Origin of the sequence: Klebsiella sp. M5al, assembly GCF_002090195.1 — a bacterium.
Classification (GTDB): Bacteria; Pseudomonadota; Gammaproteobacteria; order Enterobacterales; family Enterobacteriaceae; genus Klebsiella; species Klebsiella grimontii.
In genome coordinates this window covers 1,307,649-1,323,561 of sequence record NZ_CP020657.1, presented here as the reverse complement: position 1 = coordinate 1,323,561, position 15,913 = coordinate 1,307,649, and the positions used below count along the sequence as shown (strand labels likewise).

Below are 15,913 nucleotides of genomic sequence, written 5' to 3'. Positions count from 1 at the left end.
CATACGTTCGGCAAAAGGCTCGCAGACGCGAGCCTTTTTTGTTTTATACGCCGCCGCTTTTTTTCACTTCACGCCAGATGCGCCACGCCATCAGCGCCAGCACAACGACGCCAAATATCAGCGCTCCCCATACCAGCAGCGTTTTCCAGCTGCTCTGCTGCTCGGTAGCCGTCGTCGCCGTCAACCGCGCTTCGCCGCCCAGCGTGACGTCTTCTTGCGCGACCGCCAGAGGGAGATCGTTCACCGCCTGCGTCTTACGCAGCGACGGCGGGATCAGCATGTCCAGGGCGACATCCGCCTTTTGCGCCGCCCGGTTTCCCCAGGCCAGCATATAGGGCCCTTTTCCCTGGGTATTAAAGACCAGTTGGTATTTATCGCGCGCCCCGCTTATCGCCGGCAGCGACGCCGATAAGCGGGCATTAATCGTCTTGATGCGAACCGCTTCAACCGGTTGACCTGACAGAGGAATATCGTCCGAACGCTTGCCGTCCAGCTGATACAGCACGGTTTTCGTCAGCGGCTGCCAGGGCTCATTTTCGCCGCTGCGCCAGGCGAGCTCGACCGGTAGAACCCCTTCGCCTGCCAACGATATTCTGAGCGAAGTCAGCGGCTGAGGCCGGGCCCAGCGCCAAACGGCCTCCTCATCTGAAACCCTGTGCGCCTGAGCATTAAGCTCAATGCGCGTAGACTCCGGTTCTCTGCGTTCCGCCAGGGCCGTCACGCTATTTAACGCCGGCGCCTTGCTTTGCGCATCGAGGATCAGCAGCAGGTAACGATTACCTTGCGCCGAGAGGGTCAGGCTGGCGCTAATGGTGTCCATTTTCAAACGATCGTTATCGCGCGCCAGATCCATGAGGGGCGCATCCTCCTGAACCGGATGCCAGTACTTCAAATCGCGGCTGGAATACAGCGACGCTTTCCCCTGCCAGTTAGCCGCCAACGATTCCCAGTTCAGCCGCAGTTGAGCCAGCGCGAAAGCGTCCGTCTTATCCACCGGCAGCGTCAGTAAATAGCTCTGCCCGAGCGCCTTTACATCCTCTGTTTCCAGGCGAATTTCGATCCCCGTGGTTGAGCGCAGAAGCAGCGACTCTACGCCGCGACGACTCTCCTCCCGCGGCGGAACCAGCGACATCTGCAGAGGGAATAGACGTAGCGCCATCGTCTCAGGCATCGCTGGCTGGACCTTCTGCGCCTGAAGAGCGAACGGTACGGTCTCTCCCTGATGGTTGAATACCCGCACATCGCGCAAATCAGGCCAGGCCGTCCCCTGATATATCGTCGGCGGCAGCTCAACGCGGTACCAGGGCGACGCGCCGCTGGTTTCCAGCATCAGGCCCTGCCTGTAGTCCAGAGGCTGTTCTCGCGCCTCATCGCTACTGGCTGCCGTCCCCGCCGCGCCCAACAGCACGCCGCATAACACCGCTTTCATCCATTTCATTTCTTTTCTCCTGCTTTGGGCGGCAACGGGGAAAAATACCCGACGATCAACACCAAAATCGCCACGCCGATAAACGCAACAGCCCGCGCCAGCCCGCCGCCGCCTGCGCTATCCACCAGCATGAGTTTCACAATAACAATGCCTAACAACGCCGCGCCGCATAGCCATTCGCGGCGGGAAAGTCGCCGCGTCGCGCGCAGCATGACCGTCAGCGCCACCAGCGTCCAGACCAGAGCGAAAGTGGTCTGAATTAAACGCGAATGCCACAGCGGCGTGATACTCCAGGCCACCTCGCCGTACCAGGCCAGGGCGCGCAGCAGCAGGCCATTCAGCCACCAGAAGCCGAGCGCCAGCAGAGCAACGATGGGCCAGGGACGGCATACCGATAGCTGCAGCGGAAAATAACGCCGCGAAACGCGATAAAATATCGTCAGCCCAAGCAGCGCGAAAGCGGCGCCCTCTTCCAGCGGGTTAATCAGCGGAAAATAGGTCTGACCGTAGACCGTGCCATCCTGCACATTCGTCAGCATTAACAGGCATCCCAGCGCCACCGCCACCGGTATCATCGCCTGAGAAGCATACAGCGCAGGCCATACCCGGAATGGCCATACTTGCCGATGAACGGCTTCCGAGACGAGGAAAATCAGCATCCCGCCCGCCGCCATCATTAATCCGCTCGCCCAGGCCGACATGCCCCACGGCAAATCCTGGGTAAACCAAAACAGCTCCATTGCCAGCGCCAGCAAAATCATCCACAACAGCGACAGGTGGGCCAGCTTATTCAGGCGTGGCGGCAGTGAATGCCCATCACGCCAGAGCAGGGCCGCCGCCGCGGGTAGCGCCGCGCACCAGGCCAGATTTTGCCAGCCAGCAGCGAAAATCTGCTGCTGGGAGAGCTGGTAAAACAGCACCATCAGCATCATTGGCCACAGCAGCCATTTGCTCGCATCCAGCTCTTGCCAGGCCAAACGCGCGGCGGCCGCGCGCCAGCACCACACCGATGCCGCCAGCGCCGCCAGCACGCCAAAGACAATCTGCGCGTCTTTACTCAACGCCAGCTGCGATGCGCCGACAAGCGCCACCATCCAGAACAACAGGCCGCCGATAAGCAGCCCCCAACTGCCCTGCACCTGAACGGTTCGCCACAGCCATGCGGCCGTCAGCCAGCTCAGGCTGAGTACGGCGAAAATCAGCAGCAAAGAGAGCGGCGTGGCGCCATTCGCCTGCGCCCATAGCGCGCTGCCAACCGCCAGTACCAGTAACGCCGTACCGCTGTAGCTCATGCGTCGCTGCTGCTGTTGCACCCCCAGCCAGAGGATGCCAAGACCTTCCAGCGACCAGGCCATCGCGGTCCAGCGAGCCGACAGCGCCAGCGGGATGGCCAGCGTGGTAAAGGCACCGCCGAGCGCCAGCGCCGCCAGCACTAGCGGCTTCCCTAAAGAGGGGTAGCGACGCAGCGCCAGCCAGGCCAGGGCCAGATAGAAACCGCCGTAGCCCAGCGCGCTGAGCGCCGGCCCGTATGCCATGTGCCGGGTAATGGCGTACTGCATACCAAAGCCGACCAGCGGTGGCGCAAACAGCAGCACGCCGTCAATAATCTGACGACCTTTTTCCTGCGCCCGCAGCGACAGCGCCACGCTCAATACGCCAAAAATAAGCGTATTGGCGATTAAAAACAGCTGGCAGCTCAGGTAAAACGCTGGCCGATACTCATTCAGCCCCCACAGGCCGCCGATGCCAAAGGTAAACAGCAGACCAAGCAGATTAAGCTCGCGCCAGTGCTGGCGGATGCTGATAGCAAGAATGCCGACCGACAGCAGAAGATAGAAGGAGAACAGCGCCACATGGCTGCCGCCGCCGGTAGAGAGCAGCAGCGGCGCAAGATAACCGCCGAGGCTCGCCAGCATGGCCAGGCTGAGCGCTTTTTGCACAATCGCCAGTCCTACGCTCGCCGCGCAGATCGCCACCAGCAGCGCAAACGCCAGGGTCATCGGCAGCATCTGCCACAGGCGAAAGGCGCCAAAAACCGTGAGATAGAGCGCGCCCGTTGCCCCACCCTGCAAGATCAGGGCGTACACCGGTTGCTTATGCCGCAATCGCCATCCGACAGCCAGCAGGACAACCGCGAACAGCGCCGCCGCGACCAGACGTAATTCGAGGGGGAACAGAGCGTGTTCCACGGTATAGCGCAGCAGAAAGGAGAGGCCAAGAAACAGCAGCAGGATCCCGAGCTTCGCCAGCGGGTTGCCCTGCATAAACCAGGCTACCAGTGACGATATTATTCCGCCAAACGCGGAAGGCGGTTCGCTTTCGGGGGCAGATTTTACCGTTGGCTCTGGCTGCGGCGTTGGCTGCGCGCGCCACGGATCGATGGCTTCAGCCTCCGGCTCCGGCCGAGGCTCACTGGGCTCCGCCATCATCGCGTCAGCCGCGATAGCGGCCGCTGGCGTCGTCGGCGCGACGGCGGTGGCCTCTGCCGCAGGCGCCTGTTCGGCGCCGCGTCGCTCAAGCTCCTCAACCCGACGTCGCAAAGCCGCCAGCTCAAAACGGACCGCCGCGCTGCGCCTGAGGGCGACAATCGCGACGATCGGCGCAACCACCAGCCCGCAGAATAAAATAACACCGCCAAAGATCAGCAGATCGTCCATGTTCCCACCTTCACTCGTTGAAGAGGGAGCAGAATGACATAAATTGTCTTATCAGCGCTATCCGCGACAGATGAAAAACACAAATGAGGGCGTCACGCCCTCACCGGGTAAGCGCCTGGCGTTTTAAAACGCAAAGCAGGAGCAGCCAAGCACGCCCCAGAACGCCTGCTCATCGGCAACCGGAATCGACGATTTGCGCGCAATATCATGCTGATGTCCGTGCACGCCGCAGCTGCCGCAGCACTGGTGCATTTGCACGATCGCGCCGATTTTCGCGGCCGTCGGCGGCGCGGAACGGTAATGACCCGGAACCTTCACCACCGGCGACCACTCGGGCAGCACCGGAATGGGCGGCGGCGCCAGCGGCGAGAAGTGTCCGGCGGCGTACACCACTTTGCCGTCAACCACCGTCAGCACCGACTCGATCCCCTTAATTTCCTCTTCCGCGACGCTGAAATAGTCTTTAGAGAGCACCACCAGGTCGGCAAGCTGGCCTTGTTCAATGCGCCCTTTCTTACCCTGCTCGCTGGAAAACCACGCGCTTCCCGCGGTCCACAGCTCCAGCGCCACGTCGCGCGGCAGGCGGTTGCTGTCGTCGTACATCGCCATCCCGCCGACGGTACGCCCGGAAACCAGCCAGTAGAGCGCGGTCCACGGGTTGTAGCTCGCCACGCGGGTGGCATCCGTCCCCAGCCCCACCGGAACCTCCAGCTCGAGCATTTTGGCGACCGGCGGCGTATGTTTGACCGCATCTTTCCCGTAGCGATCGACAAAATATTCGCCCTGGAAAGCCATACGATGCTGCACCGCTATGCCGCCGCCCAGCGCCTTAACGCGTTCGATATTACGCTCGGTGATGGTTTCCGCATGATCGAAGAACCAGTGCAGCCCGTTGAACGGGATATCGCGATTCACCTTCTCGAAGACGTCGAGCATCCGGCTGATGGATTGATCATAGGTCGCGTGCAGGCGGAACGGCCAGCGGTGTTCAACCAGATGGCGCACCACCCGCTCCAGCTCATCTTCCATCCCTTCCGGCAGATCCGGACGCGGCTGGAGGAAGTCTTCGAAATCCGCCGCCGAGAACACCAGCATCTCCCCGGCGCCGTTGGCGCGGTAAAAATCGGTGCCCTGTCCCGGCTTGAGCATATCGGTCCAGCGCTCAAAATCTTCCAGCTCCTGCTTAGGACGCTGGGTGAACAGGTTATAGGCGATACGTACGGTCATCTGCTCTTTGGCGTGCAGCTGTTCAATAATTTCATAATCTTCCGGGTAGTTCTGGAAACCACCCCCGGCATCAATGGCGCTGGTCAGCCCCAGACGATTCAGCTCGCGCATAAACTGCCGCGTTGAGTTGACCTGAAGTTCCAGCGGCAGCTTCGGCCCTTTGGCCAGCGTCGAGTAGAGGATCATGGCGTTGGGTTTGGCGATCAGCATCCCGGTCGGATTACCGTTGCCGTCGCGAACGATCTCGCCGCCCGCCGGATCCGGCGTCTCTTTGGTGTAGCCCACCGCCTTCAGCGCCGCGCGGTTTAGCAATGCGCGATCGTACAGATGCAGGACAAATACCGGCGTATCCGGCGCCGCATCGTTAAGCTCCTCCAGCGTCGGCATCCGCCGTTCGGCGAACTGGAATTCGCTCCAGCCGCCGACCACCCGTACCCACTGCGGCGACGGCGTGCGATCGGCCTGATCTTTTAGCATCCGCAGCGCGTCCGCCAGCGAGGGAACCCCCTCCCAGCGCAGCTCCAGATTGTAGTTCAGACCGCCGCGGATCAGGTGCAGATGGGAGTCGTTCAGGCCCGGGATGACCGTATGGCCTTTAAGATCGATAATTTGCGTCCCGTCCGCGGCAAAGCTCATGATCCGATCGTGGCTACCGGCGGCGAGAATTTTACCGTCAGCGATCGCCACCGCATCGGCCAGGGGATTTTGACGATCGAGAGTATGAACCCGACCGTGGGTCAGGATCAGTGTGGCAGTTTGCGACATAACGCACTCCTTCAGGAGGCTGGCTCAGTTTTTCTTTAACCAGCCAGCAAACAGACGGGTCACGATGGGCATCCAGAACCAGACCACCAGCGCGACCACACAGGCATCATTGATCAGATGCAGCAACAGGCTTCCCTTCAGCGAGGGCAACAGTATTCCGGTTATCGACGGCACCAGGTTGGTGCTGGGGAAAATCACCAGCAGGGTGATTAAAAATTGCTTCCAGCGTCGCGGCTGGCGCACGTTCACCGCCGGCGGCGTAAACCAGAAGGCCGGTTCGGTACGGACTTCGGTTCGGTCGCCTTCGCTCAGCAGCGGCGCGATTTCCGCCACCAGCTGGCGGCGGGTCTCCGACTGGGTCCAGGCGTAAAGATGCTCAATGGTGTCGAAGCGAATAATCACGCTCCATAAATTCTGTCCGGGGGCTGGACGGATGACGTTTGCGCCAAGATGGCCGGGAAACTCTGCCGCAATCGGCATAATTTTGCCCAGCCACGCCTCATAACGTTGGCCATGCTCGGGGTCAAGCACATGGCTGATCACCAGGGTCACCGATTTCTGCTGCGCCATTAACAGTTCCTTGCTTCAGGGAATGGCGGGTTGTCCGCCGCCATTCGCTATACATGACCATACACAAAATCATTCATGCTGCTTCGGGGCGGACAAACCAAGCCAACAAAGAGGCAGCGTGAAGGATGAAGTGTATTTAAGCTTTACGCTCTGGCGCGCCGTGCACCATGGTATAAGCGTAATCCACGCCCATCCCGTAGGCGCCGCTGTGCTCGCGCACCAGATCCATTACCGCGTCATAGGTCTCTTTACGCGACCAGTCGCGCTGGTACTCAAGCAGCACCTGCTGCCAGGTCACCGGCACCGCGCCGGCCTGTACCATGCGGTCAATAGAGCGCTCGTGGGCATCAACCGAGGTGCCGCCGGAGGTATCAGTCACCACGTAAACTTCATAGCCCGCGTCCAGCGCCATCAGCGCCGGGAAGGTCAGACAGACTTCCGTCCACAGCGCGGAAATAATCAATTTTTTACGCCCGGTGGCTTTTACCGCGGCAACAAAAGCCGCATCTTCCCAGGAGTTCATCGAGGTACGTTCAATGGGTTTCACATCAGGATGCACGGCCAGCAGTTCCGGCCAGATATAACCGCTGAAGCTTTTAGTTTCTACGGAGGTATAAATCACCGGAACATTAAAAATCTTGCCCGCTTTGGCTAAAGCCACCGTATTATTTTTGAGGGTCTGACGATCAATATTCGCCACGCCAAAAGACATTTGCGGCTGGTGGTCAATAAAAATAAGCGCCGAGTTAGCGGGATCAATCAGTTCACGAATAGACATAACTTATCCTGTTAATCAATGAGTTAAAAAGACACTATTGTTGCCGTTGTGCTGTCTGGATCCTGACTGATAAAGTATGGTGAGTATAGTCAGTAATTTCTAACGAGTTATTAAAGATTTTTTTATTATTTATTTCCAAAGCGAAAAGTTATGGCTATTCGATTAACCATTACAAGATCAGAGAAATTATGTTTATCAAATTTTTACGGTTAACCGTTCTAAATTATTCACTGGAATTGAACAGGGCGCTCCGGTAAAACGGGAGCACTCTTTTTTATCGGAAGTTGACGCATGCGCCTGAACCTTGAGGTCCTGTTGATTCTCGACGCGCTGGACAAACATGGATCTTTTGCCAGCGCCGCAGAATCGCTATTTAAAACCCCTGCCGCGCTGAGCTACATGATTCAAAAGCTGGAAAACGATCTGAATATCACCCTGCTGGATCGCTCCGGGCACCGGGCAAAATTTACCGATACCGGCAGAATGATGCTGGAGAAGGGCCGGTTGCTGCTGAACGCCGCCAAAGATCTGGAAAAACAGGCGGTACAGCTCAGCGCGGGTTGGGAGCGGGATCTGGCTATCGCCCTGGATGACTCTTTCCCGTTCAGCGCGCTGCTGCCGCTGATCGACGCGTTCTACGCCCAGCACCCGCAAACCCGGCTTAACTTTACCCACCATACCCTTGCGGGCTCGTGGGAAGAACTGACCCACAACGGCGCGGATATTATTCTCGGGGCGATCAATGAACCGCCTACGTCCGCCGAATGGTCGTGGAAAATGCTCGGCGCCATGGACAATATTTTCGTCATCGCGCCGGGGCACCCGCTGGCGGAAACCACCCAACCGCTGACTAACAAGCAGCTCAGCCTGCATCGCGCGGTAGTCATCAGCGACAGCGCCCGCTACTGTCATCCGCTCAACAGCAACCTGCTCGACGAGCAGCCGCAAATTCGCGTGGATGATTTCGCCAGTAAAGTCGAACTCTTGCGCGCCGGGCTGGGCTGTGGCTTTTTACCGCGCCATATTGCCCGGCCGTGGCTGGAAAAGGGCGAGCTGGTCGAAAAACCCGTCATCTCCTGTCGCGTGAAAGATATCACCTACATGGCCTGGCGCAGCGGCAATGACGGGCTGGCCCAGCGCTGGTGGCGCGAGGCCATTCTGCGGAGCGAAAGTCTGAACCAGCTCTATGCTTAGCGGCTAAACCAGACGCTGGCGGAGATTGCCGGTAGCGTCAGCACGCCGTCGTGCAGCGCGCCGGCGCCCTCTTTCAGCTGCCAGCCGTTGACGTCGAGCAGCGGCGAATCCTCTATCACCACCTCGCAGGCTTCGCCGCGGTTGATCGCCACCAGCACGCGCTGCTGCTTATAGACGCGCACGAACACCACCACATTATCTTCGGCATAAATCACCTGGCAGCCGCCGTAGCGCAGCGCCTGATGAGCCTTACGCAGCTTGCTCATCCGCTTGTACAGGTCGAGCAGATCGCCATCCTGCAACGCCGGATCCCATGGGAACGGTTTGCGGCAGAACGGATCGTTATTGCCGTCCACGCCCACTTCGTCGCCGTAGTAAATGCACGGTACGCCCGGCCAGCTAAATAGCCATACCACCGCCAGCGGCAGGCGCGCGACATCTTTACCCAGCAGAGACTTAAAGCGGGCGGTATCGTGGCTATCAAGCTGGTTAAACATCCGCAGCTGCTGCTGGTGCGACAATCCGGCGCGATAGTTGTCCATCCACGCCATGCAGGTCTGCGCATCAATTTTCTGCGGATCGTAGGAGATATCGGTGTTCGCGAGGAACCCCCACAGCGGGAAGGTGAAGCCGCGGTAGTTCATCGCCGAGTCTTCAACGTCGGCCTGTAGCCACTGGCGCGCGTCGCCGAAATGCTCGCCGAACACGAAAGCGTCCGGCCGCTCCAGCTTCGCCGCCTGGGTAATGCCGGCGATATGACGCAGGTTATTGCGCGCTCCGCCCCCTTCGCCCAGCATGTGCACCACGTCCAGGCGCCAGCCGTCCATGCTCCACGGCGCTTTCAGCCAGTGGCGCACCACGCTATCTTCCCCACCGTAGATTTCATCAATCAGCGTCGACGAACGGTAGTCCAGCTTCGGCAGGCTGGCGTATCCCAGCCAGTCGTGGGCAACGCCCTCGGGGGAAAAATTATACCAGTCGCGCCACGGCGAATCGGCGTTATGGCAGGCGCCGCCGCTGCCGCGCTGGTGGCGGTCGAACCAGGCATGCGAATCGCCGCTATGGTTGAACACGCCATCGAGGATCAGACGCATCCCCTCTTTTTGCGTGTTGTGACGCAGTCGCAGCAGCGCGGCATCGCCGCCAAACTGCGGATCAACGCGGCGGTAATCTTCGGTATCGTATTTATGCACGCTGGGGGCGACAAACACCGGGTTCAGGTACAGCGCCGTGACGCCAAGCTGCTTCAGATACGGCAGCTTCTCGCTGATACCATCAAGATCGCCGCCATAAAAGGTTGAGCCGCCCGCCTCGGCGGTTAACGGTTCATCCCACGCTTTACGCACGATGTCGTGACCGGCGGCGTGATGGTAGTAAGTCGCATCCTGTTCCGCTTCGCGGGACTGGCTGCGGGCAAAACGGTCAGGGAAAATTTGATAAAACACCTGATCGGCCACCCACTGCGGTCCGCTGTCCGGCAGATCGACCGCAAACTGCTCCAGCCTCGCCGGCGGAAAGCGGTTGAATCCCTGCGGCGTGAACCACAGCTGGCGATCGGCCCACAGCAGCTTGAAGCTGTAGCGTCGACGCGGCTGTCCGTTGACGAGGTTGATTTCCCCGCGCCACGCTACCACGCCCGGATGCGGCGCCTGCCGCAGGCGGTGCATCGGCAGAGACAGCTCTTCGTTATCCTCTTCCGCGCGTAGGGTCACCCGCGGCGGCAGATCGTCGCCGCTCAACCATAGCGTAATCATCAGTCGTTCCTGCTGTTCCTTGATAAACGGAGCAACCGGGAGGTGCCATGCCTTCAACATTGTTATTCCTCTCTTTGCAGAATGGGCACACCTTGCCACAGCGTACTGGCGTATGACTCATCATCGGCAGAATTATTGGGGGAGGATGGCGGGGGTGGAGGGATCGCTTGCCGGATAGCCTGAGCGTATCCGGCAAAAAGAGAAGCAAATGACTACGCTTTCGCCAGCTTTCGCTCGCGGCGGGTTTTAAACTGCCAGCCAATCAGCAGCAGGATAATCCACGCAAAGCCGACGTACAGCGAGATGCGGGTATCGGGGTGGTAGCCAATCAGCCCGATAATAAAGACCAGGAACAGCAGGCCAATCACCGTGGTCGTTACCCCTCCGGGTACCTTGAATTTAAGCGCCTTCGCCTCTTCCGGCGGCAGACGGCGGCGGAAGGCGATCTGCGACAGCAGGATCATAATCCACACCCAGACGGTGGCGAAAGTGGCCAGCGAGGCGATCACCAGGAAAACGTTCTCCGGCATAATATAGTTAAGGTAGACCGCGAACAGCAGCGCGATGGTCATCACCATCACCGTCACCCACGGCACCCCGCGACGTGAAGTTTTCGCGAACATTTTCGGCGCGCTGCCCTGCTCCGCCATGCCGTGCAGCATACGCCCCACGCCAAAGACGTCGGAGTTAATCGCCGACAGCGAAGCGGTCAGCACCACAAAGTTCAGGATGCTGGCGGCAAAAGTGATGCCGAGATGCTGGAAGGTTAAGACGAACGGGCTGCCGTTGGTCCCGACCTGGTTCCACGGATAGATAGACATAATCACAAACAGCGTACCCACGTAAAACACCAGGATACGCATCGGCACCGAGTTAATGGCGCGCGGAATGGATTTCTCCGGATCTTTCGCTTCGCCGGCGGTGATACCGATAATCTCAATGCCGCCGTAAGCGAACATCACCATCTGCAGCGACATCACCATCCCCAGCCAGCCGTTGCTGAAGAAGCCGCCGTTGCTCCACAGGTTGTGGATGCCGGTCGGCTGCCCGCCGTTGCCAATACCCCAGATAATGATGCCGAAACCGGCGAGGATCATGATGATAATGGTGGCGACTTTGAAGAAGGAGAACCAGAACTCCAGCTCGCCGAAGACCTTCACGCTCATCAGGTTGACGGCGCAGATAATCAGGACCACGCTGAGCACCCAAACCCAGTGCGGTACCGCCGGAAACCAGACGCCCATATAGATGCCGAAGGCCGTGACGTCGGCGATGGCGACAATCAGAATTTCAAAACAGTAGGTCCAGCCGGTGATATAGCCCGCCAGCGGGCCAAGGTAATCCTGCGCGTAGCGCGAGAACGAGCTGGCGGCCGGGTTATGCACCGACATCTCGCCCAGCGCGCGCATAATAATGTAGGCCGCGACGCCGCCGATAATATAAGCCAACAGAACGCTCGGACCCGCCATTTTAATCGCGTCAGCCGAACCATAGAAAAGGCCGGTACCGATTGCCGACCCCAGCGCCATAAAGCGAATATGCCGGGTACTTAGCCCGCGCTTAAGCTTGTTACTACTTTCCATCGTGTTCCATGCCGTTTTTCTCCTCTGGACTTCGCGGGGGCAAAGGACAAAGGAGGGTGACCAAAAAAACAAAAAACCACGGGACCTGAAGTCCCGTGGTTAAACACCTGTGTAAAGCGTCGGTTAGTGCGCGCTGGAAGTCATCTGACGTCCTGCTGCGCGATCCCAGATAACGGCCAGAATCACCATCACGGCGGTTGGCATCAGCCAGGCCAGACCCTGCTCCGCCAGCGGCAGACGCGCGGTCCAGGACGGCATAATATCTGCAAACGCCGACGCTTTAATGCCGTCAATGATACCAAACATCAGACTGATAAACATTGCCGGGGCGATAACGCGGGACGAATTATGCCACCAACCGCGGGTAAAGCTTAATACAACCAGTGCGATACACGGCGGATAGATAGCCGTCAGCACCGGAATCGAAATCTGAATCAGGTGGCTCAGACCGAGGTTGGAAACCGCCATCGAAAACAGGCCGAGGATAAACACCAGCGTACGATAGGAGAACGGCAGGTACTGGGCGAAGAACTCCGCGCAGGCGCAGGTCAGGCCCACCGCCGTCACCAGACAGGCGATAAAGATCAGCGCCGCCAGCATAAAGCTTCCCGCGCCGCCGAAGGTGTGCTGGACGTAAGCATGGAGAATCGCCGCGCCGTTAGCGGATTGCTCAACCAGCGTGCCGCTATCTGAACCTAAACGGAACAGCGCCAGGTACAGCAGCGTCAGGCCCACGCCGGCCATCAGGCCAGCCCACACGGTGTAGCGGGTCAGCAGGCGGGCTTCGGTCACCCCGCGGGAACGCGCGGCGTTGACAATCACGATACCAAAGACCATCGCGCCCAGGGTATCCATAGTCAGATAGCCGTTGACGAAACCGTTCGAGAACGGCGCGGTACGGTAGGCTTCCATCGCGTGGCTCAGCGGACCGGCGGGCCAGACGATGGCCGCAACGGAAAGAATAATCAGGGCGATAATTTTCAGCGGCGCGAGGAAATTCCCCACGGTATCCAGCAGTTTGCCCGGGTAGAGCGAAACGAGGATCACCAGCGCAAAATAGATAACGCTGTAAATCAGCAGCGGCAGCGCGCCGTCACCGGTCAGCGGCGCAATCCCCACTTCAAAAGAGACGGTGGCGGTGCGCGGCGTCGCGAACAGCGGCCCAACGGCAAGATAGCAGACCACCGCCAGCAGGATACCGGCGACTTTTCCAATCGGCGTGCTCAGGCTCTCTACGCCGCCGCCGACCTTCGCCAGCGCCACGACCGTTAGCACCGGCAGACCCACGGCGGTAATCAGAAAGCCAATAGCCGCGGTCCAGACGTGTTCGCCGGCCTGTAAGCCAACCATCGGAGGAAAGATAATATTGCCTGCGCCGACGAACAGCGCGAAGGTCATAAAGCCCAACGCAATGATGTCGCGAGATTTTAACTGATGGGTCATAAATTCATTACAGCCTGTGGATGTGGTGTTGTAAAAACGGATTTATACCGCGCCTTTCCCCTGGGGATGATACAGCGGCCATTGTCAGTAAACTCAGCGGGATATGCTCCCAAAGCGGCGTGGAAAAGAATAGTTTTTTGAATTACCACGCAAAAACAGTCTGTCTGCGACCGTAGGGGGGCAATTTAAACGCTTATAACGTTTTAAAGCAAGGAGGGATCGCAAAAGCAGATGATTATGCTAACTCTATTTTAATGATTAGCATCATTAGCCAGAAGGATAGAAAACATCTGGCTTATCATGCGAACAAAAAAGCAGCTTACGTTCGTTAATTACGCAGCTGTGATGGCGCTGCAAACGAAAATGACCAGCCGAAGCTGGTCATTGGCAAGGAATGCTGACACTCACCCGTCCGGGTTTAATTTTTGGCAATTAAACGTTCCGGTAATAAGAAGCTAAAGCGGGTGCCTTTGCCGACCACGCTCTCGATCTCAAGGCGGCTATCGTGATGGCTGACGGCATGTTTGACAATCGCCAGCCCCAGCCCGCTGCCGCCGGTTTGCCGCGAACGCGCTTTATCCACCCGGTAGAAACGTTCGGTCAGGCGCGGAATATGCTCCGGCGCGATGCCTGGCCCGTTATCCTCGACGCTGAACAACGCGCCGTGCGGCGCCCGCTGCCAGGTTACGGTAATCACCGTTCCCGCCGGCGTATGGTTGACCGCGTTATACACCAGGTTGGAAATCGCGCTGCGCAGCTGTTCCTCATTACCCAGCACTTTTAGCGAGTCATCGACCGAAAAATGCAGCTCGTGCTTCTGCTGGCTTAGCGTTTGCGCCTCGCGCTCGACGACCCGCAGCATCATCGGCACGTCGATTTTATCGTTCATCGCCAGTACCGGCGCGGCTTCAATGCGCGACAGCGTCAGCAGTTGCTTCACCAGGCCTTCCATACGCTGGGTTTGTTCGCGCATGGTGTGTAACGCTTTTTCGCGCGTTCCCCCTTCCAGCACCTGCTCCTGCATCATCTCCAGATACCCCTGCAGCACCGTCAACGGCGTGCGAAGTTCATGGCTGACGTTGGCGAAAAAGTTACGCCGCGCCCCTTCCAACTGGTGCATCTGCGTGACATCGCGCGCCACCATCAGCAGCTGTTTGTCGCTATAGGGCATCATGCGAATTTCCAGATGGCGGCCATTATTCAGCACCAGATTGAGCGGCTTGGAAAAGTCGCGGTATTTCATGTAATTAGCAAATTCAGGATAGCGCAGGAGGTTGAGGATATTCTGCCCGTTATCGTCGGGCCAGCGCAGATTAAGGATCTGCTGGGCCAGGCCGTTACACCAGAACATCGCGCCTTCTTCGGTGGTCAGCACCACCGCGTCCGGCAGGGACTCCGCCCCGCTGCGAAAGCGCTTAATCAGGCTTCCCAGCTCACGGCGGCGCTTTTTATTACGCATCTGCATCTGGTGCAGACCGTACAGCAGGGGTTCCCAGCTGCCGCTACCCGGCGGCGGCGTCATGCTGCGGTCGACCCACAGCCACCACGACAGGCGCATCAGATTCCAGAAATGCCAGATAAGAAGACCGGTCACTGCCGCCAATAAAAACCACGGCAGATGACCTAAAAACGCCCCGAGGATCAGGGCCGGGATACAACATAAGAAAAGCTCAAGCGCCAGCCTTTTCCATGACAGCCGTTCCAGCACGGTTCACACTCCTGTCAGCATTCAGAAACGGGCGGAGAAACGATATCCCGTACCGCGAACCGTTTGTACCATCCGGTCATGGCCGCTATGTTCCAGCGCTTTGCGCAGACGGCGAATATGCACGTCTACCGTTCTGTCTTCTACATATACGTTGGTGCCCCAGACGTGATTCAGCAGCTGTTCGCGGCTATAGACCCGCTCAGGGTGCGTCATGAAGAAGTGTAATAATTTAAATTCCGTCGGCCCCATATCCAGCGGATTTTCGCCGGTCATCACGCGATGCGAAGAAGGGTCGAGGCTCAGCCCCTGCATTTCAATCACCTCTTCCACCGCCATCGGCGAAATGCGCCGCATCACGGCTTTAATCCGCGCCACCAGCTCTTTCGGGGAAAACGGCTTGGTGATGTAATCATCCGCACCGGTCTCCAGGCCGCGGACGCGATCTTCCTCTTCGCCGCGGGCGGTCAGCATCACCACCGGAATGTCACGGGTCATCGCTTCTCGCTTGAGCTGTTTAATAAACTGCAGACCCGACCCCCCCGGCAGCATCCAGTCAAGGAGGATTAAATCAGGCCAGGGTTCATTGAGCTGATTGACCGCGCTGTCAAAATCTTCCGCCTCGACGGGCTGAAAGCCGTTTTGCTCCAGAACAAAGCAAACCATTTCGCGGATTGGAGCTTCATCTTCAACGACCAGAATTCTTCTCGCCATTATTTACCCTGTATTTTTTAGCCATCAGTATAGAAGTGCGCGGCCATTATGCGTCAGATTTATGACAGATTTATGAAAAAAATGACCGCCAGAT

General features: G+C 58.5%; 11 protein-coding genes. 1 reads left to right on the top strand and 10 read right to left on the bottom strand.

Features of this window, described 5'->3' with window-relative positions:
- Nucleotides 1–43: 43 nt before the first annotated feature.
- The 5 genes from BWI76_RS06280 to BWI76_RS06260 all read right to left on the bottom strand — a co-directional run bounded on the left by BWI76_RS06280 (nt 44) and on the right by BWI76_RS06260 (nt 7,426).
- Nucleotides 44–1,438 (bottom strand): DUF3999 domain-containing protein, encoded by a 1,395-nt coding sequence (locus tag BWI76_RS06280; protein WP_004133962.1) that lies wholly within the window; start codon nt 1,436–1,438, stop codon nt 44–46.
- A complete protein-coding gene (locus BWI76_RS06275; RefSeq protein ID WP_082237543.1) occupies nt 1,435–4,086 on the bottom strand; it encodes a DUF2339 domain-containing protein in 2,652 nt (883 codons plus the stop codon). The genes BWI76_RS06280 and BWI76_RS06275 overlap by 4 nt, the downstream gene beginning before the upstream one ends.
- A gap of 123 nt (nt 4,087–4,209) precedes the next feature.
- On the bottom strand, nt 4,210–6,078 hold the full coding sequence (locus BWI76_RS06270; RefSeq protein WP_004133963.1) for an amidohydrolase: 1,869 nt from the start codon (nt 6,076–6,078) through the stop codon (nt 4,210–4,212).
- 24 nt (nt 6,079–6,102) lie between these two features.
- On the bottom strand, nt 6,103–6,648 hold the full coding sequence (locus tag BWI76_RS06265) for an antibiotic biosynthesis monooxygenase (RefSeq protein WP_004133964.1): 546 nt from the start codon (nt 6,646–6,648) through the stop codon (nt 6,103–6,105).
- A gap of 136 nt (nt 6,649–6,784) precedes the next feature.
- Nucleotides 6,785–7,426 carry a hydrolase gene (locus tag BWI76_RS06260; protein WP_004133965.1) on the bottom strand — a complete coding sequence of 214 codons (642 nt, stop codon included), beginning with the start codon at nt 7,424–7,426 and terminating at the stop codon, nt 6,785–6,787.
- Between the two features lie 291 nt (nt 7,427–7,717).
- Here BWI76_RS06260 and BWI76_RS06255 point away from each other — a divergent pair, with 291 nt between their 5' ends.
- Complete coding sequence (locus BWI76_RS06255; RefSeq protein WP_004133971.1) at nt 7,718–8,620, top strand: LysR family transcriptional regulator; 903 nt, start codon at nt 7,718–7,720, stop codon at nt 8,618–8,620.
- On the opposite strand, the gene malZ is transcribed toward BWI76_RS06255, so the two are convergent.
- The 5 genes from malZ to phoB all read right to left on the bottom strand — a co-directional run bounded on the left by malZ (nt 8,617) and on the right by phoB (nt 15,819).
- A complete protein-coding gene (gene malZ / locus BWI76_RS06250) occupies nt 8,617–10,434 on the bottom strand; it encodes a maltodextrin glucosidase (protein WP_004133972.1) in 1,818 nt (605 codons plus the stop codon). The two genes, BWI76_RS06255 and malZ, sit on opposite strands and share 4 nt — an antisense overlap.
- Nucleotides 10,435–10,586: 152 nt before the next feature.
- Entirely contained in the window at nt 10,587–11,957 is a 1,371-nt protein-coding gene (proY, locus tag BWI76_RS06245) for a proline-specific permease ProY (RefSeq protein WP_004133973.1), read from the bottom strand.
- A 123-nt stretch (nt 11,958–12,080) separates the two neighbouring features.
- A complete protein-coding gene (gene brnQ / locus BWI76_RS06240) occupies nt 12,081–13,400 on the bottom strand; it encodes a branched-chain amino acid transporter carrier protein BrnQ (protein ID WP_004133974.1) in 1,320 nt (439 codons plus the stop codon).
- 418 nt (nt 13,401–13,818) lie between these two features.
- Nucleotides 13,819–15,108: a phosphate regulon sensor histidine kinase PhoR gene (phoR, locus tag BWI76_RS06235; protein ID WP_049087372.1), complete on the bottom strand. Its 1,290-nt coding sequence runs from the start codon at nt 15,106–15,108 to the stop codon at nt 13,819–13,821.
- A 21-nt stretch (nt 15,109–15,129) separates the two neighbouring features.
- Complete coding sequence (gene phoB / locus BWI76_RS06230; RefSeq protein WP_004099401.1) at nt 15,130–15,819, bottom strand: phosphate response regulator transcription factor PhoB; 690 nt, start codon at nt 15,817–15,819, stop codon at nt 15,130–15,132.
- Between the last annotated feature and the right edge of the window lie 94 nt (nt 15,820–15,913).